This is a genomic window from Pseudomonas reidholzensis (assembly GCF_900536025.1).
GTDB classification, from domain to species: Bacteria; Pseudomonadota; Gammaproteobacteria; order Pseudomonadales; family Pseudomonadaceae; genus Aquipseudomonas; species Aquipseudomonas reidholzensis.
Window position 1 is genome coordinate 95,507 of the sequence record NZ_UNOZ01000031.1, and the last position, 20,202, is coordinate 115,708.

Below are 20,202 nucleotides of genomic sequence, written 5' to 3' on the forward strand. Positions count from 1 at the left end.
GCGCCTGGGCGTTAGCCGCGCAACGCCTGCTGCACCGCGGCGATCTGCTGCCCGGCGCTGTTCAGCCACGACAGGTCACTGCCCATCAGGAGCATGTCGCTGCCCATCTCGATCAGCCGCCGGGCGGTGTCCAGGTCAGCCGGGAAGCACGGCACCATGACCTTGATCGAGCGTGCATGGCACTTGCTGATCAACAGCTGCAGGCGCTCGAGTACCTCGGGGTTGCCCAGTCGGTAGTCGACCGGCAGGCCGCGCGAAAGTGAGTAGTCAGCCGGGCCGAAATGCACCGCGTCGATGCCCTCGACCGCGAGGATTTCATCGATGTTGTCGAAGAACTCGTAGCTCTCGGCCATCGGCACAATCACGCTCTGGGCGTTCTGCGCCTCGGTGTAGCGCGCCCAGTCGAACCCCGGCCCGGCGTAGCCCGCCGAGCGCACCGAGCTGTCGCCGCCGCGCCGGCCCAGCGGCGCAAACTTGCTGAAGCGGATGATCTCGCGCATCTGCGCGGCGTTGTGCACCTGCGGCACGATGACGCCCGACGCGCCCATTTCCAAGGCCTTGCGGATATCCCATTCGAGCGTGCCGCGCACCCGCACCAGGCTGTGAATGGCGGCGCTCCTGGCCGCCAACAGGAGTTTTTCCATGTCCCGGTCGACGCCCAGGGCGGTGTGTTCGGCGTCGATGAAGACGAAGTCCAGGCCCCAGTTGCCCGCCACCTCGATGGGCATGCAGGCGGTGCTGTAGATGTTCATGCCAAAGGTGGTTGCGCCCGACATGCGTTGCTTCAATGACAGCGGTTGATCATGCGTGGTCATGGTCAGAACCTGTGTGGGTGGGGGTGGCCATCAGAGGCGATAGGTTTCTGGCAGGCGGTCGCGGAACGGGTGCACCTCGAACACGCCAGGGTCGCGGATCAGCGACTTGTTGCGGGCCTTGGCCAGGTCGATCTCGACACTGAACACGCCATCTTCCAGCCCCGCGCGCACCAGGGTCTTGCCGGACGGCTCGATGATGTGGCTGGTGCCGATGAACTGCATGCCGCCATCCATGTCGTTGCGGTTCGGCGCCACGAAATAGACCATGTTTTCCGCCGCCCGCACGGTGCTGAAGATGTCCGGCAGCATGCGTGCCTGCTCCGGCCAGGCGGCGGGCAGGACAACGATATCGGCACCTTCCAGGGCCAAGGTACGGACCACCTCGGGGAAGCGGATCTCGTAGCAGATGGCCAGGCCGATGCGGCCGATCTCGGTGTCGAAGATCGGCACCGTCCACTCCTGCGGACGATCGGTGAAGCGGTCACCGATCATGAACGGCAGGTGACGTTTGCGGTGCAGGCCGATGATGCCCTGCGGGCCGATCAGTGCCGCGGTGTTGAAGATCGACTGCGCATGGCGTTCATAGAAGCCGACGACGATAAGGATGCCGGTCAGCGCCGAAACCTCCAGCAGCGGTGTCAGGGCGTCGATGGCGATCGCGCCGCGCTCGAGGTCTTCACGGCTGTCGAACGAGCCGCCGGTCAGCAGGCATTCGGCGAAGGTGATCAGGCGCGAGCCTTCCTCAGCCGCCTGGCGCGCCAGCGCAGCGACCTTGTCGATGGTCTGGGTCGGGTGCTCGGCAGGGTGGATCTGGGCAACGGAGATTTTCATGCTGTTCCTCTTGGAGCATTGGGCGCGCCACCGCAGCAGCGCGCGAAAGGGCGTGGCGTCACTGCGGGTTGAAGTCCATGGCCTGGTAGACCTTGCGCACCAGCTCGGGATTGATCTGCGCGGCGTACTTGCTGATCACCGGGCGGATGGTCTGCTGGATCCGCGCGACCTCCTCGGCCGGCAGCTCGTTGACCTGCATGCCAGAGGCCTGTAGCTCGGCAATCGCCTTGCCGTCGGCTTCGCGGGAGATCCGCCGCTGCTCCAGGCGCACTTCCATGGCCACCTCCGACAAGAGCTTCTGCTCGTCGGCATTGAGCGAGTCCCAGAAGGTCTTGCCGATCAGCACGATCTGCGGGTTGTAGTTGTGCCGGGTCAGGCTCAGGTACTTCTGCACCTCGTTGAATTTCGAGGCGAGGATCAGCGCGGCGGGGTTTTCCTGGCCGTCGACGGTGCCGGTTTCCAGCGCGGTGTGCACTTCGGTGAACGGCAGCGGTGTGGGGTTGGCACCCAGCGCGGTCCACACATCGAGGAACAACGGCGACTGCTGGGCGCGGATTTTCAGCCCGGCGATGTCATCCATCTTCTGCACCGGGCGCACATTGTTGCTCAGGTTGCGCACGCCCAGCTCCCAGAACGCCAGGCCGACCAGGTTCTTCTCCGGCAACTGGTCGGTGAGCATCTTGCCCACCTCGCCGTCGAGCATGGCATCGACCTTGGCGGTGTCGGTGTAGAGGAACGGGAAGTCGAGGATGCCGAAGTCGGTCACATGATTGAGCATCAGGCCGGCGTTCCAGGTCATCATTTCGATCACCCCGCCCTGCAGCGACGACAGCACCTGTACATCACCGCCGAGCACACCGTTGGGGAAAGTGCGCACTTTGATCTTGCCACCGCTGCGCGCCTCGACCTGCTTGGCGAACAGCTCCATGCCGATCGCCGGGGGCGTGCCCTTGGGGCTGGTGGCGGCAAACTTGATGACCCGCGAATTGTATTCGGCGGCAACGCTCATGCTGCTGACGAGCAGCATGGCAACCACCGCGGCTAGGCGTTTGTTCATGGTGTGTTCCTTTTTTATTGTCAGGTGTTCAGTGGGCAAACCATTGCGCAGGCACGGTGACCAGCTCGGGGAAGATCACCAGCAGGAAGAGCACGACGATTTCCGCGATGAGGAACGGGAAGGTGCCTTTGAGCAGCGCTTCGTAGCGCATTCGGCCGATACCGCAGACCACGTTGAGCACCGTGCCCACCGGCGGCGTGATCAGGCCGATCGAGCAATTGACCATGAACAGCACGCCGAAATAGATCGGGTCGATGTTCGCCGCGGTGACCACCGGTACCAGGATCGGCGCCAGCAGCAGCACGGTCGGGGTGAGGTCCATGACCATCGAGATGAGCAGGATCAGCAGCATCAGCACCACGATCAGCAGCCGAGGGCTGTCGATCACCGGCTGGATCAGGTCGATGATCTGCCCGGGGATATCGGCGATGGTGATCATCCAGGCCGGGATCGACGCACAGGCCACCAGGAACATCACCGCCGCCGTGGTCTTGCCGGCACGCAGCAGCAGGTCGTTGAGCGACTTCAGGTCGAGCTCGCGGTACACCAGGCACGACACCAGCAGCGCATAGACGCTGGCCACCGCGCCGGCCTCGGTCGGGGTCACCACGCCAAAGCGCAGGCCGACGACGATGATCACCGGCAGCATCAGCGCCCAGATACTGTCGACGAAGGCCTTGAGACGTTCCTTGCCGGAGGCCTTGGGGCTCAACTGGACATCGGTATCACGGCGCGACACCAGCCACCAGGCGATGACCAGGGCCAGGGCGATCAACAGCCCCGGGGCGATCCCGGCGAGAAACAGCTTGGTGATCGACAGGCCCGAGGCGACGCCGAAGACCACGAAGCCGATGCTCGGCGGGATGATCGAACCGAGCACCGACACCGAGGCGATCAGGCCGCCCGAGCGATTGCGGTTGTAGCCGGCGATGACCATCATCGGCAGCAGCAGCGCGGTCAGCGACGCGGCATCGGCAAGCGCCGAACCGGACAGGCTCGACAGCAGCACACCGGCAAAGATGGTCACGTAGCCCAAGCCGCCGCGCATGTGCCCGACCATGGCAATCGCCAGGTTGATGATGCGCTTGGACAGCCCGCCACTGTTCATCACCTCACCGGCAATGATGAACAGCGGGATCGCCAACAGCGGAAAGCTGCCGGCCGAGTTGATGATGTTCTGCGCGATGATCTGCCCGTCGAACAGGCCCAGCAGGCCCATCAGGGCAACGCCACAGAGGATCAGCGCATAAGCGATCGGCACACCGATCAGAATGGCGGCCATCAGCACGCCAACGAATACGTAAAGGGCCATTATTTGACTGCTCCCTGCTCGACTGCCGGGGTGTGCTCAGGGCTGGGCGCGGCGGGCGCGCTGATCAGGGTCTTGATCAGCTGGGCGCTGAGCAGCAAACCGCTGAACACCGAGAACACCAGGCCGGCGCCGTAGAACAGCGCCATGGAGATGCCGGTCGAGGGTGCGCCGACGTGCAGGTTGATCAGGGTCTGCTTCCAGCTGCCGTCGAAAAACAGCCAGGTCACGTAGAGCATCAGCACTTGCGTGAGTGCCAGCAGGTACTTGCCCATCTGCGGCGAAACGCGGCTGGTCAGCACGTCGACGCCGATGTGGCCGTTTTCATGGAGCATCAGTTGGGCGCCGGCAAACACCAGCCAGACGAACGCCAGGCGCGAGAACTCTTCACTGAAGAACAGCCCGGAATTGAAGCCGTAGCGCAGCACGACGTTGGTGAAGATCAGGCACGTGATGCACACCAGGCACGCGACGACCAGGACCTTGAGCGCCAGAAAGTAGCCGTTGAGGAGTGTTTTCATGGCGCCTCCCGCAGATCGACTGGCGGGAAGTGGGCGGGAGGACATGGCCTTTCGGGGCCAGCGACGCGGACGCAGGTCTGCGCACGAGGACGTGAACTGAGCATGGAGATCACCTTGTTATTTTTTGGTTATACGTCGTCGTATGACCCAACAAAGTGTCTGCGAAAATGCCCGTTCCTCGCTGCCTCAACATTTTTATCAGGGCAATAAGGAATACCGATCATCGCAGCCCAGCCCGCCCCTGCCGGTGCGCAGGAGCGGGCTGGCGCGCATCGCTGCGATCAGCCGCGATGCATCGATCCTGCCCTCAGGCCTTCAAGGCCTTCTTCGGGTAGATGTCATAACGGCTCGATTTGCCTTCGAGGCTATGACTCGGCTTGGGCCCGTCGATGATCGGCGCCTTGCGCGGGCGCTTGACCACCACCCGGTGACTGGCCAAGGCCAACGCCGCCTCGAGCAACGCCGGCGCGTCCAGGTCGTCCCCGACCAACGGCCGGAACACCCGCATCTCCTTCTTCACCAGGGCGCTCTTGTCGCGGTGCGGAAACATCGGATCGAGGTAGATCACCTGCGGCGGTTCACCCTCCCAGCCGCGCATTTGCTCGATGGCATTGCCTACCAGCAAACGCATCCGCGCGACGATAGGCCCCACCTCGCCATCACCGCGGCCGCGCGCCAGGCCATCCTCGAGCAACGCGGCAATCAGCGGCTGACGCTCGATCAGGGTCATCTGGCAACCGAGGCTGGCCAGCACGAACGCATCCTTGCCCAACCCCGCAGTGGCATCCAGCACCTGCGGGCGGACGCCTTGGGCGATGCCCACGGCCTTGGCGATCATCTGCCCACTGCCACCGCCAAACAGCCGCCGATGCGCAGCCTGGCCCTCGACGAAATCCACCCGCACCGGGCCCGGCGCCTGCGGCCCGAGCTGCTGCACCTGCAACCCCTCAGCGCCCACCTGCACCGCGAACCCCGCCGCCTCGTCAGCCAACGGCAGCCCCAGTCGCTCGGCCCACGCCGCCGCTTGCGCCTGGTACTCCGGGGCCATTGCCTCGACCCTGATGCCCATGCCCTGCTCTTGCTCTACCATCCGTTCCCGCACCCGAAATAATTAATGAAACGCCGGCCACGGCCGATACACGCAGTATCCGCTATTCTGCCAGAGCACAACACGCGCAACTGCCATGTCAGATACTCTTCCCATCGGCTTGACCTACCTGTCGCCTGTCGGCAACTACGGTCGGCAGAATACCCAGGCACTCGGCGGCGTCAGCCACCTGTGGCAGGATTTCTTTGCCCGGGCGATGGCCGACCAGCAAGGTCAGGAAGAAGACGCCTTCAGCCAGGCGCTGGTGCAGTATGACCAGAGCAGCGGCGAACCGGTCGGTGGCGCCCGCGCCCTGGCACTGATCGACGCGCAGCGCGCGTGCAACGTCAAAGACACCCAGGTCGCACCGCCCGAGCCGCTGTTCCTGCCCAAGGCAGAGCTCGAGGCCAATCTGCTGGAGCCTGCCGCAGAGCCGTTCAGCGCCGTCGAACTGATCCAGCAGCAACGCGACCTCGACCTCAACAACAGCTGGTTGCGCCCGGTGGTCATGAGCCAGGGTCAGCCACTGCCCACGCCGGCTGCCGCACCTGCACCGCGCCCGCTGTACCTGCCGATCGCCGAGCTCGAAGCGAACCTGCTGGACCCTGCCCCAGAGCCGTTCGATGACAGCACCCTGGCGCAACAGCAGAACGACCTCGCGTTCGATACCCACTGGGCGCGCCCGGTGGTGCTGAACAACGTCCGCGTTCACGCCTGAGTCATCGGCAGATCTGCCAAAGCCCCATGTCCAGGTGAAAGTGATTGTGGTGCGCGGCGTTGTAGTCCGGCCCCAATACCGTACTGAAACTGTCGCAGGCCGCCTGGCGCACCTGCCGAAGAAACTCCGCCTTCTGCCCGCCCGCCTGCCAGTCCTGGGCCAGGACGATGCGCTGGCCGTCCTTCAGGCGAAAGCCGCTGATGTCCAGGGCATTGGCCGTCGCATGCTGGCTCAGGCGACCTTGCTTGCGGTTATAGACGTTGCGGCAGGCAAAGCTGCCCAGGTGCTCGACCTGCGCCACCGGCTGGCCGAACACGCGCTGCGCGGCGGGCTGCAGGCCGTGCGCCTCGAACAGTGCATAGGCCACCGCCAGCGGGCAGCTGGCGAGAAAACTGCTGCTCAGGCGCGCCTGGCCCGCCTCGACTCGCCACACGTTGTGCAGAGGGCAGCGCGCGCTCGCCGGGCTGTCGGCCTGCTGGCGATAGCGCAGGGCTGATGTCGCCAGGGCCTGTTGGCACAGCGCTGGATCGTTGCGCAGGCGCGACAGTTTGTACGGGCTGAGCAGGTTTGGCGGCTGCCGTACGTCGAGCACCGCCCACGGGTTCCACTCCGCCGGTGGGCGCCAGCCCAGGTACCAGGCCTGCCCCGCCACAAGCAGCAGCGCCAGCAGCAGCCAGGCTAGCCAGCGCATCCGGGCTCAGCGCCGAAACAGGTCATTGAGCTGGGCAAACGGCAGCGCCTGCTCGGCATAGCCGAACGTACCGTGCTCATGAATCTCCAGCGCCGCCCGCTGCAACGCCCCCAGCGCCGCCCGCGCCAACGACGAACCGACGCTGATCCGGCGCACGCCGAGGTCCTCCAGCTGATTCACGCTTAACGGTACCCCTGCCAGGCCCATCAGCACATTCACCGGCTTCGGCGCGACGGCCTGAACCACCGCGCGCACTTCGTCGACGCTGCGCAGGCCCGGCGCGTACAGCACATCGGCACCCGCCTCGGCATACGCCTGCAGGCGCAGGATGGTGTCGTCGAGGTCCAGGCGTCCGTGCAGCAGGTTTTCCGCACGGGCACACAGGGTGAAGGGGAACGGCAGGCTACGCGCGGCCTGCACCGCGGCGCGGACACGCTCGACGGCCAGGCCGAAATCATAGATCGGGGCATCCACGCGGCCACTGGCGTCCTCGATCGAGCCGCCAACCAGCCCAGCCTCAGCGGCGCGCAAAATGGTCTGGGCGCACGATTCCGGCAGGTCGCCGAAGCCATTCTCGAGGTCGGCGGCCACCGGCAGCGGCGTGGCATCGACGATCGAGCGGGCATTGGCCAGGGTCTCATCGAGACTCAGCGCGCCCTCCGCGTCCGGCCGACCGAGGCTGAACGCCAGGCCGGCGCTGGTAGTCGCCAGGGCCTCGAAGCCGAGGCTGGCCAGCAGCCGCGCCGAGCCGGCATCCCAGGGGTTGGGGATGACAAAGGCGCCATCACGCTCATGCAGCGCCTTGAAGGCCTCCGCTCGCAGGGTTTGCACATCCATGGTCACAGGCTCCGGCAGGTTGAGGAGTGGTCAGAGTAGTCCTAGCTGTTCGACCTCAGGGGCGCGCGGCAATTCCGGCAACGCTGCCAGGCCCGGCAAACGTTCGCTCAGGCGCTGGTGAAAACGCTGGGCCAGGGCGGCAGCCAGGCGGTTGTCCGAGGTGTGCAGGAAGATATACGGGGTAAGCCCCTGCTCGATCCATTCGGCAACCTTGGCCACCCACGGCGTCAGGAACGGCTCGTTCGCCTCCAGCTGCGGATGGCCGATGAAACGCACCTGCGGGTGCTGGCTGAAGGCTGCAGGGCGGGGCGGCACACGCGGCTTCTTGGATTGCGCATGGAGCACTGCGGGGTCGCTCGAGCTGCAGCTGAACAGCGCGCGCGGGTCCAGGCAGATCCGCTCTACGCCGCGCCCGAGCAGCAGCCGATTGAGTGCCCGCTCTTCCTCGCCACGGGCGAAGAAGGCGTTGTTGCGCACCTCGACCGCGACCGGTACACCGATCTGATCGAGGAAGTAGTCCAGCTCCGGCAGACGCGCGGGGCCGAACCCCTTGGGCAATTGCAACCAGTAAGGTGACACGCGATCGCCCAACGGCGCCAACAAGCGGGTGAAATCGATCGCCGACTGCAGGTGCTCACGCAGGTCGCCGGCGTGGCTGACGTCACCCGGAAATTTTGCGGTAAAGCGAAAGTGCGCCGGCATCACCTGCGCCCAGCGGGCTACCGTGGCGAGCGCAGGGCGGGCATAGAAGGTGGTGTTGCCTTCGACGGCATTGAACACCTGGCTGTACAGGCCGAGGAATTCAGTGGGTTTGGCGTCGGCGGGGTACAGGTAGTCGCGCCAGGCGTTTTCACTCCAGGACGGACAACCGAGAAAGTAAGGCAGTAGCGATGGATTCATCCATCAAATGTACAGATCCAGCCCCATCACATCCATCTCCCATTCGCTGAAGCCGGCGGTGGCCAGGTAGCTGGCCAGCGCGGTTGCGGTGCGCCGGTCGCGCGCGCGGGGGAAGATCATGTCCTGCGGGCGGGCCGGCAGGCCGCCGCTGCGACGCGGCGTGCGCGCCTCCTGCGGCACGTCGGTGTCCTCGATCAGCTCGGCGTCTTCTACCGCTTCATCACGCACCGGTGCCTTGCGCGTAGGGCGCTTGATCGGATAGGACTGCGAGGAGAAGCCGTCGATACGCATGAAATGAACACTCAGGACCAATGATGGCAATCTAGCAGCATCCACCGTACACCGCGAATGCCGTTGTGATAACTGGACCACATTTCATACGAAAGGTTTAGCGCGAAGGTGATTAGCCGACGAACAGCCGTCAGAACGCCTTGGGCGTCGCGACATTGTCGCGCAAGTACACCGGTTGCGCCTGGTCGGCCGGGATCGCCTCGCCCCGCGCCCAGGCATAACCGGCCAGGCTGAGGACGTCGAGGGCGTTGGGCAGCAACGTGGCATCGCTGGCACTCACCGGCACCGCCAGGCGCTCGCCGTAGCTCCAGCCGGTACCGGCGCCAAACCAGTCGCCGGTGCTGCCCTCGGGCAGCGCGACGCGCTCGGGAGCAATCACTGCCTCACGCCCGACCAGGCGCATTTCGCCGTCGCTGGCCTGGTAGCACCCCCAGTACACCTCGTCCATGCGCGCATCGATGGCCGCCGCAACGTGCTGCAGGCCGCGCTCACGCAGTACGCCCTGGGCCAGTGCCGCCAGGTTGGAGACCGGCAGCACCGGACGCTCCAGGGCAAACGCCAGGCCCTGCACCACACCGATGGCGATGCGCACGCCGGTAAAGGCGCCCGGCCCACGGCCAAAGGCGATGGCGTCGAGGGCGCTCAGCGGCACCCCCGAGTCGGCCAGCAGTTGCTTGATCATCGGCAGCAGCTTTTGCGCATGCAGGCGGGGGATGACCTCATAGTGGCTGGTCACCTTGCCGTCATGCAGCAGCGCGACGGAACAGGCTTCGGTGGCGGTATCCAGGGCCAGCAGGGTGGTCATCGAACGGGTTTCCAAACGCAAGGGGAAGAGCGCGCCAGTATAAACGACAACGGCCCGCAAGCGGGCCGTTGTCAGCTACAAGGCAAGGATCAGCTCAGGGCTGCCAGGACCTTGGCGGTAATCGCTTCAACCGAGCCGACACCTTCGATGTGGCTGTACTTCGGCTTGCCGTTGGCGGCAGCCAGGTTCTGGTAGAAGGCGACCAGTGGCTTGGTCTGGTCGTGGTAGACCGACAGGCGATGACGCACGGTTTCTTCAGTGTCGTCCTTGCGCTGGACCAGGTCTTCACCGGTCACATCGTCTTTGCCGGCCACTTTCGGCGGGTTGTAGACCACGTGGTAGACGCGGCCCGAGCCTTCGTGCACACGACGGCCGGCGATACGCTGGACGATCTCTTCGTCTTCCACGGCGATCTCGACCACGGCGTCCAGCTCGACGCCGGCGGTGACCAGGGCTTCAGCCTGCGGAATGGTGCGCGGGAAGCCGTCGAACAGGAAGCCATTGGCGCAGTCGGCCTGGGCGATCCGGTCCTTGACCAGGTTGATGATCAGCTCGTCGGAAACCAGCTTGCCGGCGTCCATGATCGCCTTGGCTTCCAGGCCCAATGGAGTACCAGCCTTCACCGCGGCACGCAGCATGTCACCGGTGGAGATCTGTGGAACACCGAACTTCTCGGTGATGAACTTTGCCTGAGTACCTTTACCGGCCCCGGGAGCTCCCAGCAGAATTACGCGCATCTCGTGCTCCTCATATTTTTTTATGCAAATCAATGGATTCGGCGTCAGGGCCAATTCCGGAAAATCGGGTATCGACCAGAAAATCGGTCAAAAGGCTGCTCAAGATACACAGCACCCGGCGACCAGACAAGCGTCCCAAAGTTGCAGCAAAGCGCCAGTTGCGACCTGCCGCCGCAGGGGTTGCGCTCAGCGCAACCCCCCTCCTCGCCCCCGGCCCGACCCTGCGCCTGGCCAGGCCATGCGCCGCCCTGCAGTGGCCTAGCCGGTGTTGCGCAGGCCGGCGGCAATGCCCGCCACGGTGACCAGCAAGGCCTGTTCCAACGGGCTGTCCAGAGCGGCTTCGCGGCTGCGCGAGCGCGCCAGCAGCTCGGCCTGGAGGCGGTGCAGCGGGTCCAGGTAGGTGTTGCGCAGGCTGATGAATTCCAGGGTCTCGGGGCTGTGCGCCAGTAGCACCGGCTGCCCGGTGAGGCCCAGCACCACCTGGCAGGACTGCGACAATAGGTCGCGCAGCTGAGCTCCTAAAGGAAGCAGTTGCGGTTGCACTAGACGTTGGTCGTAGGCCTGGGCGATTTGCGCGTCGGCCTTGGCCAGGACCATTTCCAGCATGTCGATGCGGGTGCGGAAGAACGGCCACTGTTCGCGCATCTGCCCCAGCAACTCGCCCTGGCCGCGGGCCAGGGCGTTGTTCAGCGCGGTTTCCCAGCCCAGCCAGGCCGGCAGCATGAGCCGCGTCTGGGTCCAGCCGAAGATCCACGGGATCGCCCGCAGGCTTTCGATACCCCCCGCCCGGCGCTTGGCCGGCCGACTGCCCAGCGGCAAGCGGCCGAGCTCCTGCTCCGGGGTCGACTGGCGGAAGTACTCGACGAAATCGGGGTTCTCGCGAACCACCGCGCGGTAGGCCTTGACCCCGTCGGCGGCCAGTTGGTCCATCACCTCGCGCCAGGCCGGCTGGGGTGGCGGTGGCGGCAACAGGGTCGCCTCGAGTACCGCGGCCAGGTACAGGTTGAGGTTCTGCTCGGCGATGCCTGGCAGGCCGAACTTGAAGCGGATCATCTCGCCCTGCTCGGTGGTCCGGAAGCGCCCCGCCACCGAGCCTGGCGGCTGCGACAGGATCGCCGCGTGGGCGGGACCACCACCACGGCCAACGGTGCCGCCGCGACCGTGGAACAGCAGCAGCTCGACCTGATGCTCACGGCAGATGCGCACCAGGTTCTCCTGGGCGCGGTACTGCGCCCAGGCCGCCGCGGTGGTGCCGGCGTCCTTGGCCGAGTCGGAGTAGCCGATCATCACTTCCTGCGGGCCACGCAGGCCGCTGCGGTAGCCCGGCAGGCCGAGCAGGCGCTGCATCACCGGCCCGGCGTTGTCGAGGTCGGCCAGGGTCTCGAACAGCGGCACCACACGCATCGGCCGGGTCAGCCCGGCCTCCTTGAGCAGCAGTTGCACCGCCAGCACATCGGATGCGGCGCCGGCCATCGAGATCACGTAGGAGCCCAGCGACGCGGCAGGCGCGGCTGCGATGACACGGCAGGTATCGAGCACCTCGGCAGTGTCGGCCTGGGGCTTGAAATGCGCCGGGAGCAACGGCCGACGGTTTTTCAGTTCGGCCTGGAGAAAGTCGATGCGCTGCGCTTCGTCCCAGTCGGCATAGCGCCCCAGGCCCAGGTAGTCGGTGATCTCCGACAGCGCGTCACGGTGGCGGGCGGCATCCTGGCGCACGTCCAGGCGCACCAGGAACAACCCAAAGGTGACCGCCCGCCGCAGGCAATCGAGCAACGGCCCATCGGCGATCACGCCCATGCCGCATTCGTGCAGGGACTGGAAGCACAGCTCGAGCGGCTCGATCAGGTCGCGGCTGTCGACCAGCACCTGGGCGCTGGCGGCCTGGCTGCTGGTCAGCGAAGCCTGTGCCCAGGCACGGGTGGCACGCAGCCGCTCGCGCACTTGCTTGAGCAGGCTGCGGTAAGGTTCGGCGCTGTCACCGACACGCTCGCGCAGGGCCGCGCTGGCCTGCTGCATGGACAGCTCGGCGGCCAGGTTGTCGATGTCGCGCAGGAACAGGTCGGCGGCCATCCAGCGCGCCAGCAGCAACACCTCGCGGGTTACCGTGGCGGTGACGTTGGGGTTGCCATCACGGTCGCCGCCCATCCACGACGCGAAGCGGACCGGCGCAGCCTCCAGCGGCAAGCGCAGGCCGGTGGCCTCGAACAGCGCCTTGTCGACCTTGCGCAGGTGGCTGGGGATGGCCTGCCAGAGCGAATGTTCGATGACCGCGAAGCCCCATTTGGCTTCGTCTACCGGGGTCGGCCGGGTACGGCGGATCTCCTCGGTGTGCCAGGCTTCGGCGATCAACCGGCGCAGGCGTTCGCGGATCTGCTCGCGCTCGGCCGGGCTCAGGTCGCGGTGGTCCTGCGCGGCCAGCTGGGCGGCGATGGCGTCGTACTTCTGGATCAGCGTGCGGCGGGCGACTTCGGTCGGGTGGGCGGTGAGCACCAGCTGGATATCCAGCTTGGCCAACTGCCGGGCCAGGGCGTCATCGCTGTGCCCGGCCGCCTTGAGGCGCGCCAGCAGTTCCGGCAGCACCCGCGCCTCGAACGGCTCGGGCTGGCCAGGTTCGCGGCGGTGGATCAACTGGTACTGCTCGGCGATGTTGGCCAGGTTGAGAAACTGGTTGAACGCCCGCGCCACCGGCAGCAGTTGCTCATCGTCCAGGTCGTCCAGGGTCGAGCTCAGTTGCTCGGCCGCGCCACGCCGGTCGGCCTTGGCGCTGTGGCGGATGTCTTCGATCTTCTGCAGGAACGCGTCGCCGTGTTGCTGGCGAATGGTTTCGCCAAGCAACTCACCCAACAGATGAACATCCTCACGCAAGCGTACATCGATATCGGTCATCAGCCCTCTCTCCGGCGCGGTGCGTCCGCGCATCCGTTCAGGAACCCGCACGTGCCCAAGAGTGCCCACAGCGGTGCCATCTAGGCAAGCCTGCTGCAGGTTAAGCAACTAAAGTGAATGCAGGGCACTCCCTATCAAGCAATGCCCATTTCCTGGCTTCACAGAGGTCACCATGAAAATCCGCGAACTCGCCCAGCACTGGGAACAGAACGCCGCAGGAAGCTTGAGCGCCACCGGTCACCTGCTCCACCTGGACCTTGAATCTGAAGCGCGCCTGGCCGCGCTGATCGACATGTACCCCAAGCGCACCGCCGAGGAACTGCTCGGTGAACTGGTCGCTGCCGCGCTCGAAGAGCTGGAGGCGAGCTTCCCGTATATCCAGGGCCGGCAGGTGATCGCCACCGACGAGGAAGGTGACCCGCTGTATGAAGACATCGGCCCTACGCCGCGGTTTCTGGCGCTGTCGCGGCGCCATCTGCATGAGCTGAGCAGTACTGGAGAGGACCCACGCACTGACTGAAACGACGAATCCCGGGGGGCGCCTCGCGCGCCCATTCGCGGTGCAATGCCGCGGGTTTGAGATCGCTACCCCAGCGCTGGAAGACCGAACCCCTACCCTCCTGAAGCGCAAAAGTTCCGAAAAAAACCGCTGACCAATCAGTCAGAAAATTCTTGCCTCGCCTAGGCATTTATTTCGGAACTATTCGAAAAACGCTCCAGTCCGAGCCAATAGCCATCACGCTAAAACCCTGCACACAGGGGCTGTGCACAGTTCAGCTGAAGCGCGCGCACTGTCAGGGAAAGAGCGATGGACTGCCACGGACATTGTTATCAGGAGTGATCCAATGGAGCTGACCAACATGAAGACCCGCACTTCGCCAACCTCATCCACTCACTTGCGCGGGCTCAAGCTGGCCGCGCTGGCCCTGGGCAGCAGCCTGGTGCTGGCCGGTTGCGCAGGCAAGCCGCCAAGTGAACAGTATGCCGTCACCCAGTCGGCGGTGAATTCCGCCGTCAGTGCCGGTGGCACCGAGTTCGCCGCCGTGGAAATGAAAGCGGCGCAGGACAAGTTCAAGCAGGCGGAAATCGCCATGCACGACAAGAAATACGACGACGCCAGGCTGCTCGCCGAACAGGCCGAGTGGGACGCCCGGGTTGCCGAGCGCAAGGCGCAGGCTGCCAAGGTCCAGAAGGCCTTGCAGGACTCCCGCCAAGGCGTCCAGGACCTGCGTGAGGAAGGGCTGCGCAGCGCCGAGTGAGCCTGCCCAGCGGTTTCTGAGCCTTCGTAATTGATCAAAGGATGAACACTATGCGCAACTACGTCATGATCCCCGCCCTGCTGGCCCTGAGTGTTGGCCTTGCCGCCTGCTCGCATGATCCGAACGCCAACCTGGAGTCGGCCCGCACTAACTTCTCGGCGCTGCAGAGCGACCCGCAATCGAGCAAGCTGGCCGCGCTCGAGACCAAGGACGCGCAGGACTGGCTGAACAAGGCCGACAAGGCCTACCTGGAGCGCGAGAACGACAAGAAGGTCGATCAACTCGCCTACCTGACCAACCAGCGTGTCGAAGTGGCCAAGCAGACCATTGCCCTGCGCGCCGCTGAAGGCGAGCTGAAAAACGCTTCTGCCCAGCGTGCCCAGGCCCGCCTGGATGCCCGCGACGCGCAGATCAAGAAGCTCCAGGACAGCCTCAACGCCAAGCAGACCGACCGCGGCACCCTGGTCACCTTTGGCGACGTGCTGTTCGACTTCAACAAGGCCGAGCTGAAAAGCAGCGCCTTGCCCAACGTCACCAAGCTGGCGCAGTTCCTGGCCGAGAACCCTGAGCGCAAGGTGATCGTCGAGGGCTACACCGACAGCGTCGGTTCGGCCAACTACAACCAGAGCCTGTCCGAGCGCCGTGCTGGCGCGGTGCGCATGGCCCTGGTGCGTGCCGGTGTAGACCCTGAGCGGATCGTCTCGCAGGGCTATGGCAAGGAGTATCCGGTAGCGGAAAACTCCAGCAACTCCGGGCGAGCGCAGAACCGTCGGGTCGAGGTGACCATCTCCAACGACAACCAGCCAGTGGCGCCCCGTACGGTCAGCCAGGTGCAGTAAGGCTTGCCGCGTGACTGAAAACCCCGCCTGACGGCGGGGTTTTTTGTTTGCGAGGACTTTAAAAAGCACCTCCAAAACACCTTTAAAAGCACTATACTCGACCAACCCCTTACGCCTATCACGGGTTGATACAACTATGACCTACACCGTTCTGGCCAATCTGGCAGCATCGATCACCGATCTGAAGAAAGACCCAATGGGCACCATCCGTGAAGCAGCGGGGGAAACCGTGGTGATACTCAACAGGAATGAGCCAGCCTTCTACGCTGTGCCCCCTGAACGCTACGCAGCGATGATGGAGCTGATCGACGACCTGCAACTGGCGGAGGTCGTGCGCAAGCGTCAAGGCGGGGCTACCGCCAAAGTGGATATCGATGAGCTCATCGCACACGCCGAAGCCAACAGCAAGGTATGACCTTGAGTTCGATCTGAGGGCTCAAAAAGAGTTTGGAAAGCTTGAACCACAGCTCCAGCTTCAGTTCGCGAAGAAGCTCAAGGAGCGACTGGCGCAGCCCAGAGTAGATAGCGACAAGCTGATCGGCATGACCGATTGCTACAAGATAAAACTTCGTTCGGCGGGCTATCGCTTGGTCTACAGGGTCCTCGAAGACCGCGTTGTAGTGATAGTGATCGCTGTCGGAAAACGAGAAAGGAATGCTGTTTATGAAACGGCGAAAACACGATTGAACTGAAAAGGGGCCTTAGCCGATCACAGCCCCCACATCGTTCCGATGGTGTCAGCCGAGGCTATGCCTGACTCACTGCACCTGCCCCGGCGCCTCCTCCCCCACACACCGCACCGCCCGCTTGCGATCATCCACCAGCACCCCGCTCAACCCCTTCTGCTGGGTATCGAACAGCACCAGCACGCCATCCATGCACTGCGCGACCTGGTCCGCAGGCGTGAGCGACACCTTGTAGTCCTCCCCAGGCACGGTCTTGAGCATGGTGAAGTCCTGCAGCAGCAACGCATCCTCCGGTTTGGCGAAATGCAGATAACCGTAGTACCAGAGGGCTGCCACCGTCACGATGATGCTACCGACGCCGGTCAGGATCAGCGGGATGGCGTTGCGTTCTTCACTCATTGCTTGTTCTTCTCGTCAGGGTAATTGGGCACCTCGGCCAGGCGCCGAAGGCCGTTGAAACGGCTCGGGTCATCGATGAAGCGCAGCATCACCTGGCGCCAGGTCGGGTCGGCAAAGGTCTGCACATGGCCACCGCGGGTCAGCTGCAACACGCGCGGCGGCGGCGCGTGCTGGTACAGGCGGATACCGTTGTCCAACGGCACCAGGTTGTCGTCGATACTGTGGAAGAACAGTTTCGGCGGGCTGTCCAGGCGCTCGATCGAGCGAATCGCGCTGTCGCCGTCCGGCACCAGCCAGGACAACGGCACCTGCAACGGCCAGGTCAGCCACGAGCCATTGAGGGCATAACGCCCCACCGCCCGGTAGCTGGCCGGCACGCCGTCAAACACCAGCGCGCTGAAGCGCTGGCGCTGCTCGGGGTGCGCCGCCAGGTAATGAATCGCCATGGCCCCGCCCAGGCTCTGCCCGAGCAGCACCAGCGGCTTGCCGCGCACCTCGGGGGCGTGCTCCAGCCAGCCCATGGCCGCTGCGATGTCCTGGTAGACCTCGGGCAGGCTCGGCTTGCCCTGCGACAACCCATAGCCGCGGTAGTCGATCATCAGCACCTGATAACCCTGCTCCGGCAACCAGTAGCTGCCGCCCAGATGGCCCGGCAAGTTGCCGCCGTTGCCATGCAGGTGCAGCACCGTGCCCTTGACCTCGACGCCGGGCTTGACCGGCAACCACCAGCCGTTCAAGCGCAGGCCGTCCGCGGTGGTGAGGGTCACATCGCGATAGGCCAGCTTGGCCCGCTCAGGGGTGAACGGTTGGCCGGGCTCGGGGTAGAACAACAGGCTGCTGCAGCCGCTCAGCAGCAGCGCCAGCAGCCCGAGCGCCAGGGCGCGGCAGGGATCAGAGAATGTTCGCGTAGTCGGCTTCAATGCGATCCAGGCTCAGGTGGTTGAGGAAGTTGGAGAAGCACATCCAGGCCGACAGGGCATTCAGGTCGCGGAACTGCTCCGGCAGGTACTTGGGCGGTTCGACCAGGCCTTCCTCGACCAGTTGGCGCAGGGTGCGCATGTCCTCAAGGGTGGTCTTGCCGCAGAACAGCAACGGGATCTGCTCGAGCTTGCCCTTCTTCACGGCCAACTGAATGTAGTTGTAAACCATGATGAAGCCCTTGAGGTAGGACAAGTCCTTGGTGAACGGCAGGCCATTGGGCACTGAGCCGCGGAACACCCGACTGGCGTTGCTGTAGCTCTGGCCCATTTCGAAGCCCTGGCCGCGGAAGAATTCATAGACCTGCATGAAGTCCGCCCCCTCCTCGACCATGTGGATGGCCCGGGTGCGGTTGGTCAGCTTGCGCAGGCGGCTCGGGTAGGAGGCAAAGGCGATCACCTCCATGAGAATCGCCAGGCCTTCCTGGGTCACCGTCGACGAGGGCGGGCCCTTGGCCAGGAAGGTGCAGATCGGCTGGTTGAGGCCATTGAGCGTGGTGCCGACGTGCACCAGCCCTTCGTGGACCTCCAGCGCGCGCACATCGCGGCTGTTGAACATGGCGTCGGCACGCACCTTGATGTAGTCCGCACCGGCGGCCGCATCAGCGACGATGCCGTCCGACTCGAATACCCGGATGGTGCTTTCCGCTTCGCCGAAGACCGTATTCAGGCGGCGCTGGAGAATATCCACCGCCTGCTTCGCCGTGAGGTTCTTGGGCTCGTCCTTGAGGTCGCCGCGGCCGTCGATGTTGTTCAGGTAGTCGGAGAACATCAGGCCGAGGTCGGCGAGGGTCGGGTCACCGGCATGGAAGGCATCCGAGGCCGCGCCGTAGAGCTCCTGGGAGATCAGGCCGAAGTCTTCGGTGCCGCGCGCTTCGAGCATGCGCACGACCATCCGGTATTCCCTGCACATGCGCCGCATGATCTGCCCGACCGGGTTGAACTGGCCGAGCTGGCGGGTGATGTCACGCTCGATGTTCTGGAACTCGGCCTTCAGCGCCGCCGAGTCGAACCCCAGCGGGCGTGACTGGTAATACCCACGGTCGACCGCCGGTGGCTCCTTGCCCTTGGCCTTGAGAAAGCCCTGGCGGATGCTGTCGTCCCACTTCACCGCATCGAGCACGCGGATCGGGGTCTGCGCCGCGACGATGCGGTCGGACAACGCGCGAATGGTCTGCTGGTACTCGTCCACACCGGATTCCTTGTGTCGGCTATTACTTGCCAGCGCGCTGGAAGCGCGCCACTTCGACGAACAGGTCGGAGTTGGCGGGGTCGTCCAGGTAGGCCAGGACGCGCTCGGTCGGGCTGTCGATCAGCACGCCGGGGCCGTTGTCCTCGGGTACCTCGGTGGAGCGACCGGTCAGTTCCTTGTTGCTGACGGCCTGCTGTACCTGTTCGACATCGAGGTTGTACAGCACCAGGTCCTTGCCGTCCTGGCTGACCTCGAAACCGCCAATCAGGAAGTTGCCGCCCAGGCGCTTGGGCACGCCGGCCGACAGGTACCAGCGGTTGCCATGGCGGGCCACCGTGAAGGCATATTCCTCAGGCGCCTTGCCCTGGGCGCGGGCCACCGCCTTGTAGGTGTTGCCACCGCCGCGGCTGATGGTCAGCTTGAGCGGCTCGCCCCAGGCGTCCTTGCTGCTCCACTTGCCCAACAGTGCCTTGGGCGCGGGCTGGTTGGCCGGCAGCGGGTCACCGAAGGTCACCAGACAACCGCCCAGCAGGAGGAATGACAACGTCAACAACACCACACGCCAGGCTTTCATCAGGTTCTCCTTGAAAAGTCGGTCAGCGCCTAGGCCGAGGCCAGCACCAAGTGCAGGTATCGGGTAAGGATAGCGAGCATCTGCCCATCGGCTTGTGCATTCGCTTCGATCAGCAGGCCCTGATATTCCATCTGCTCGATAATCGCCGTCAACATCTGGGCGTCCTGTTCAGGGTGCCGCGAGCCGACCACCTGAAGCATCTGCCGTGCGCCGTGCAGGAGGATCTGCTCGTGCGCACGCACCAGCTCGGCCAGCCGCGGGCACAACAGCGCCTCCTGGCGAAACGCCTGCTCGGCCATCAGGAAGTCGCGACGGTTGTGCAACTGGCGGCTGACGTAGTCGGCGGTCATCCGCGCCACTTCATCGACCAGCCGGGCCCGCGCCTGGGCGCTGCCATCGCCTTGGGCGAGCAGCTGACGCAGCACCCCTTCTGTGTTGGCCCAGAGCTTGGCCATGTACGCCGCGCTGCGCTCGACGTACTGGGCGAAGGTGTCGGTGAGGAGGTCTTCGATGTCCTTGAAGTAGTAGGTGGTGGCCGACAGCGGCACACCGGCCTCGGCGGCCACCGCGCGGTGGCGAACACCGCGCACGCCGTCACGCACGACGATGCGCATGGCGGCGTCGAGGATCAGTTGGCGGCGCTGCTCGCTGCCCTGGCGGCTGGTCTTGCGCCCCTGGTACTGCACGCTTTCGGCGACGGCGCTGGCCACGCCGGCCGCACCTTGTTGGGCGTTTGCTGGTGTCACGTTCGGTACCTCAGGTCGGTGCAGATCATTTCAATCTTCGCATGT

Annotated in this window: 24 protein-coding genes; 6 read left to right on the forward strand and 18 right to left on the reverse strand. The window is 64.8% G+C overall.

What is annotated here, in order from left to right:
- Window positions 1-11: 11 nt before the first annotated feature.
- The 6 genes from CCOS865_RS22715 to CCOS865_RS22740 all read right to left on the reverse strand — a co-directional run bounded on the left by CCOS865_RS22715 (window position 12) and on the right by CCOS865_RS22740 (window position 5,602).
- Window positions 12-815 (reverse strand): HpcH/HpaI aldolase family protein, encoded by an 804-nt coding sequence (locus CCOS865_RS22715; RefSeq protein ID WP_244216171.1) that lies wholly within the window; start codon window positions 813-815, stop codon window positions 12-14.
- Between the two features lie 30 nt (window positions 816-845).
- Entirely contained in the window at window positions 846-1,646 is an 801-nt protein-coding gene (locus tag CCOS865_RS22720; protein ID WP_119145056.1) for a carbon-nitrogen hydrolase family protein, read from the reverse strand.
- Between the two features lie 58 nt (window positions 1,647-1,704).
- Complete coding sequence (locus CCOS865_RS22725) at window positions 1,705-2,703, reverse strand: TRAP transporter substrate-binding protein (protein ID WP_119145058.1); 999 nt, start codon at window positions 2,701-2,703, stop codon at window positions 1,705-1,707.
- Window positions 2,704-2,731: 28 nt separating this feature from the next.
- Entirely contained in the window at window positions 2,732-4,015 is a 1,284-nt protein-coding gene (locus tag CCOS865_RS22730) for a TRAP transporter large permease subunit (protein WP_119145060.1), read from the reverse strand.
- The gene (locus CCOS865_RS22735; RefSeq protein WP_119145062.1) at window positions 4,015-4,533 is read right to left on the reverse strand and encodes a TRAP transporter small permease; all 519 of its coding nucleotides are present in this window, start codon (window positions 4,531-4,533) and stop codon (window positions 4,015-4,017) included. Before CCOS865_RS22735 ends, CCOS865_RS22730 begins: the two co-directional genes overlap by 1 nt.
- Window positions 4,534-4,840: 307 nt before the next feature.
- The gene (locus CCOS865_RS22740) at window positions 4,841-5,602 is read right to left on the reverse strand and encodes a class I SAM-dependent methyltransferase (protein ID WP_415842602.1); all 762 of its coding nucleotides are present in this window, start codon (window positions 5,600-5,602) and stop codon (window positions 4,841-4,843) included.
- Between the two features lie 115 nt (window positions 5,603-5,717).
- Between CCOS865_RS22740 and CCOS865_RS22745 the strand changes: the two genes are divergently transcribed.
- Window positions 5,718-6,338, forward strand: a complete 621-nt coding sequence (locus CCOS865_RS22745; protein ID WP_119145066.1) for an energy transducer TonB — start codon at window positions 5,718-5,720, stop codon at window positions 6,336-6,338.
- 1 nt (window position 6,339) lies between these two features.
- Here the strand turns inward: CCOS865_RS22745 and CCOS865_RS22750 are convergent, their stop codons facing one another.
- The 7 genes from CCOS865_RS22750 to ppc form a co-directional block, all read right to left on the reverse strand.
- Window positions 6,340-7,029 (reverse strand): extensin-like domain-containing protein, encoded by a 690-nt coding sequence (locus tag CCOS865_RS22750; protein ID WP_119145068.1) that lies wholly within the window; start codon window positions 7,027-7,029, stop codon window positions 6,340-6,342.
- A gap of 6 nt (window positions 7,030-7,035) precedes the next feature.
- Window positions 7,036-7,866 carry an isocitrate lyase/PEP mutase family protein gene (locus CCOS865_RS22755; RefSeq protein ID WP_119145070.1) on the reverse strand — a complete coding sequence of 277 codons (831 nt, stop codon included), beginning with the start codon at window positions 7,864-7,866 and terminating at the stop codon, window positions 7,036-7,038.
- Between the two features lie 30 nt (window positions 7,867-7,896).
- Window positions 7,897-8,766, reverse strand: coding sequence for a DUF72 domain-containing protein (locus tag CCOS865_RS22760; protein WP_119145072.1), 870 nt, complete (start codon window positions 8,764-8,766; stop codon window positions 7,897-7,899).
- A 3-nt stretch (window positions 8,767-8,769) separates the two neighbouring features.
- Window positions 8,770-9,057: a hypothetical protein gene (locus CCOS865_RS22765; protein WP_119145074.1), complete on the reverse strand. Its 288-nt coding sequence runs from the start codon at window positions 9,055-9,057 to the stop codon at window positions 8,770-8,772.
- Between the two features lie 130 nt (window positions 9,058-9,187).
- Entirely contained in the window at window positions 9,188-9,862 is a 675-nt protein-coding gene (gene tsaB, locus CCOS865_RS22770) for a tRNA (adenosine(37)-N6)-threonylcarbamoyltransferase complex dimerization subunit type 1 TsaB (protein WP_119145076.1), read from the reverse strand.
- 89 nt (window positions 9,863-9,951) lie between these two features.
- Window positions 9,952-10,599: an adenylate kinase gene (gene adk / locus CCOS865_RS22775; protein ID WP_119145078.1), complete on the reverse strand. Its 648-nt coding sequence runs from the start codon at window positions 10,597-10,599 to the stop codon at window positions 9,952-9,954.
- A gap of 258 nt (window positions 10,600-10,857) precedes the next feature.
- A complete protein-coding gene (gene ppc / locus CCOS865_RS22780) occupies window positions 10,858-13,485 on the reverse strand; it encodes a phosphoenolpyruvate carboxylase (protein ID WP_119145080.1) in 2,628 nt (875 codons plus the stop codon).
- A 172-nt stretch (window positions 13,486-13,657) separates the two neighbouring features.
- Between ppc and CCOS865_RS22785 the strand changes: the two genes are divergently transcribed.
- From CCOS865_RS22785 to CCOS865_RS22805, 5 genes are all read left to right on the forward strand, one after another.
- Window positions 13,658-14,005: a pilin assembly protein gene (locus tag CCOS865_RS22785; RefSeq protein ID WP_119145082.1), complete on the forward strand. Its 348-nt coding sequence runs from the start codon at window positions 13,658-13,660 to the stop codon at window positions 14,003-14,005.
- Window positions 14,006-14,330: 325 nt separating this feature from the next.
- Window positions 14,331-14,744, forward strand: coding sequence for a DUF4398 domain-containing protein (locus CCOS865_RS22790; RefSeq protein ID WP_119145084.1), 414 nt, complete (start codon window positions 14,331-14,333; stop codon window positions 14,742-14,744).
- A gap of 50 nt (window positions 14,745-14,794) precedes the next feature.
- Window positions 14,795-15,583 carry a lipotoxin F family OmpA-related lipoprotein LptF gene (gene lptF, locus CCOS865_RS22795; RefSeq protein ID WP_119145086.1) on the forward strand — a complete coding sequence of 263 codons (789 nt, stop codon included), beginning with the start codon at window positions 14,795-14,797 and terminating at the stop codon, window positions 15,581-15,583.
- Between the two features lie 136 nt (window positions 15,584-15,719).
- The gene (locus CCOS865_RS22800) at window positions 15,720-15,998 is read left to right on the forward strand and encodes a type II toxin-antitoxin system Phd/YefM family antitoxin (RefSeq protein WP_119145088.1); all 279 of its coding nucleotides are present in this window, start codon (window positions 15,720-15,722) and stop codon (window positions 15,996-15,998) included.
- Window positions 15,958-16,275, forward strand: a complete 318-nt coding sequence (locus tag CCOS865_RS22805; RefSeq protein ID WP_119145090.1) for a type II toxin-antitoxin system RelE family toxin — start codon at window positions 15,958-15,960, stop codon at window positions 16,273-16,275. Before CCOS865_RS22800 ends, CCOS865_RS22805 begins: the two co-directional genes overlap by 41 nt.
- Window positions 16,276-16,341: 66 nt before the next feature.
- Here CCOS865_RS22805 and CCOS865_RS22810 read toward each other — a convergent pair whose 3' ends face one another.
- The 5 genes from CCOS865_RS22810 to CCOS865_RS22830 are packed head-to-tail and all read right to left on the reverse strand — an operon-like array spanning window position 16,342 to window position 20,157.
- Window positions 16,342-16,668, reverse strand: coding sequence for a PA3694 family proteiin (locus tag CCOS865_RS22810; RefSeq protein ID WP_119145092.1), 327 nt, complete (start codon window positions 16,666-16,668; stop codon window positions 16,342-16,344).
- Entirely contained in the window at window positions 16,665-17,588 is a 924-nt protein-coding gene (locus tag CCOS865_RS22815) for an alpha/beta hydrolase (RefSeq protein WP_119145094.1), read from the reverse strand. The genes CCOS865_RS22810 and CCOS865_RS22815 overlap by 4 nt, the downstream gene beginning before the upstream one ends.
- Entirely contained in the window at window positions 17,560-18,837 is a 1,278-nt protein-coding gene (locus tag CCOS865_RS22820; RefSeq protein WP_119145096.1) for a flavohemoglobin expression-modulating QEGLA motif protein, read from the reverse strand. Before CCOS865_RS22820 ends, CCOS865_RS22815 begins: the two co-directional genes overlap by 29 nt.
- A 22-nt stretch (window positions 18,838-18,859) precedes the next feature.
- A complete protein-coding gene (locus CCOS865_RS22825) occupies window positions 18,860-19,411 on the reverse strand; it encodes a hypothetical protein (RefSeq protein WP_119145099.1) in 552 nt (183 codons plus the stop codon).
- Window positions 19,412-19,440: 29 nt separating this feature from the next.
- A complete protein-coding gene (locus CCOS865_RS22830) occupies window positions 19,441-20,157 on the reverse strand; it encodes a TetR/AcrR family transcriptional regulator (RefSeq protein ID WP_119145101.1) in 717 nt (238 codons plus the stop codon).
- Window positions 20,158-20,202: the final 45 nt, after the last annotated feature.

Excerpts from the sequence above, each read along its gene's own strand:
- CCOS865_RS22715 (WP_244216171.1), bottom strand. The coding sequence starts at position 815 with ATGACCACGCATGATCAACCGCTGTCATTGAAGCAACGCATGTCGGGC.
- CCOS865_RS22720 (WP_119145056.1), bottom strand. The coding sequence starts at position 1,646 with ATGAAAATCTCCGTTGCCCAGATCCACCCTGCCGAGCACCCGACCCAG.
- CCOS865_RS22725 (WP_119145058.1), bottom strand. The coding sequence starts at position 2,703 with ATGAACAAACGCCTAGCCGCGGTGGTTGCCATGCTGCTCGTCAGCAGC.
- CCOS865_RS22730 (WP_119145060.1), bottom strand. The coding sequence starts at position 4,015 with ATGGCCCTTTACGTATTCGTTGGCGTGCTGATGGCCGCCATTCTGATC.
- CCOS865_RS22735 (WP_119145062.1), bottom strand. The coding sequence starts at position 4,533 with ATGAAAACACTCCTCAACGGCTACTTTCTGGCGCTCAAGGTCCTGGTC.
- CCOS865_RS22740 (WP_415842602.1), bottom strand. The coding sequence starts at position 5,602 with ATGGGCATCAGGGTCGAGGCAATGGCCCCGGAGTACCAGGCGCAAGCG.
- CCOS865_RS22745 (WP_119145066.1), top strand. The coding sequence starts at position 5,718 with ATGTCAGATACTCTTCCCATCGGCTTGACCTACCTGTCGCCTGTCGGC.
- CCOS865_RS22750 (WP_119145068.1), bottom strand. The coding sequence starts at position 7,029 with ATGCGCTGGCTAGCCTGGCTGCTGCTGGCGCTGCTGCTTGTGGCGGGG.
- CCOS865_RS22755 (WP_119145070.1), bottom strand. The coding sequence starts at position 7,866 with ATGGATGTGCAAACCCTGCGAGCGGAGGCCTTCAAGGCGCTGCATGAG.
- CCOS865_RS22760 (WP_119145072.1), bottom strand. The coding sequence starts at position 8,766 with ATGAATCCATCGCTACTGCCTTACTTTCTCGGTTGTCCGTCCTGGAGT.
- CCOS865_RS22765 (WP_119145074.1), bottom strand. The coding sequence starts at position 9,057 with ATGCGTATCGACGGCTTCTCCTCGCAGTCCTATCCGATCAAGCGCCCT.
- tsaB (WP_119145076.1), bottom strand. The coding sequence starts at position 9,862 with ATGACCACCCTGCTGGCCCTGGATACCGCCACCGAAGCCTGTTCCGTC.
- adk (WP_119145078.1), bottom strand. The coding sequence starts at position 10,599 with ATGCGCGTAATTCTGCTGGGAGCTCCCGGGGCCGGTAAAGGTACTCAG.
- ppc (WP_119145080.1), bottom strand. The coding sequence starts at position 13,485 with ATGACCGATATCGATGTACGCTTGCGTGAGGATGTTCATCTGTTGGGT.
- CCOS865_RS22785 (WP_119145082.1), top strand. The coding sequence starts at position 13,658 with ATGAAAATCCGCGAACTCGCCCAGCACTGGGAACAGAACGCCGCAGGA.
- CCOS865_RS22790 (WP_119145084.1), top strand. The coding sequence starts at position 14,331 with ATGGAGCTGACCAACATGAAGACCCGCACTTCGCCAACCTCATCCACT.
- lptF (WP_119145086.1), top strand. The coding sequence starts at position 14,795 with ATGCGCAACTACGTCATGATCCCCGCCCTGCTGGCCCTGAGTGTTGGC.
- CCOS865_RS22800 (WP_119145088.1), top strand. The coding sequence starts at position 15,720 with ATGACCTACACCGTTCTGGCCAATCTGGCAGCATCGATCACCGATCTG.
- CCOS865_RS22805 (WP_119145090.1), top strand. The coding sequence starts at position 15,958 with ATGAGCTCATCGCACACGCCGAAGCCAACAGCAAGGTATGACCTTGAG.
- CCOS865_RS22810 (WP_119145092.1), bottom strand. The coding sequence starts at position 16,668 with ATGAGTGAAGAACGCAACGCCATCCCGCTGATCCTGACCGGCGTCGGT.
- CCOS865_RS22825 (WP_119145099.1), bottom strand. The coding sequence starts at position 19,411 with ATGAAAGCCTGGCGTGTGGTGTTGTTGACGTTGTCATTCCTCCTGCTG.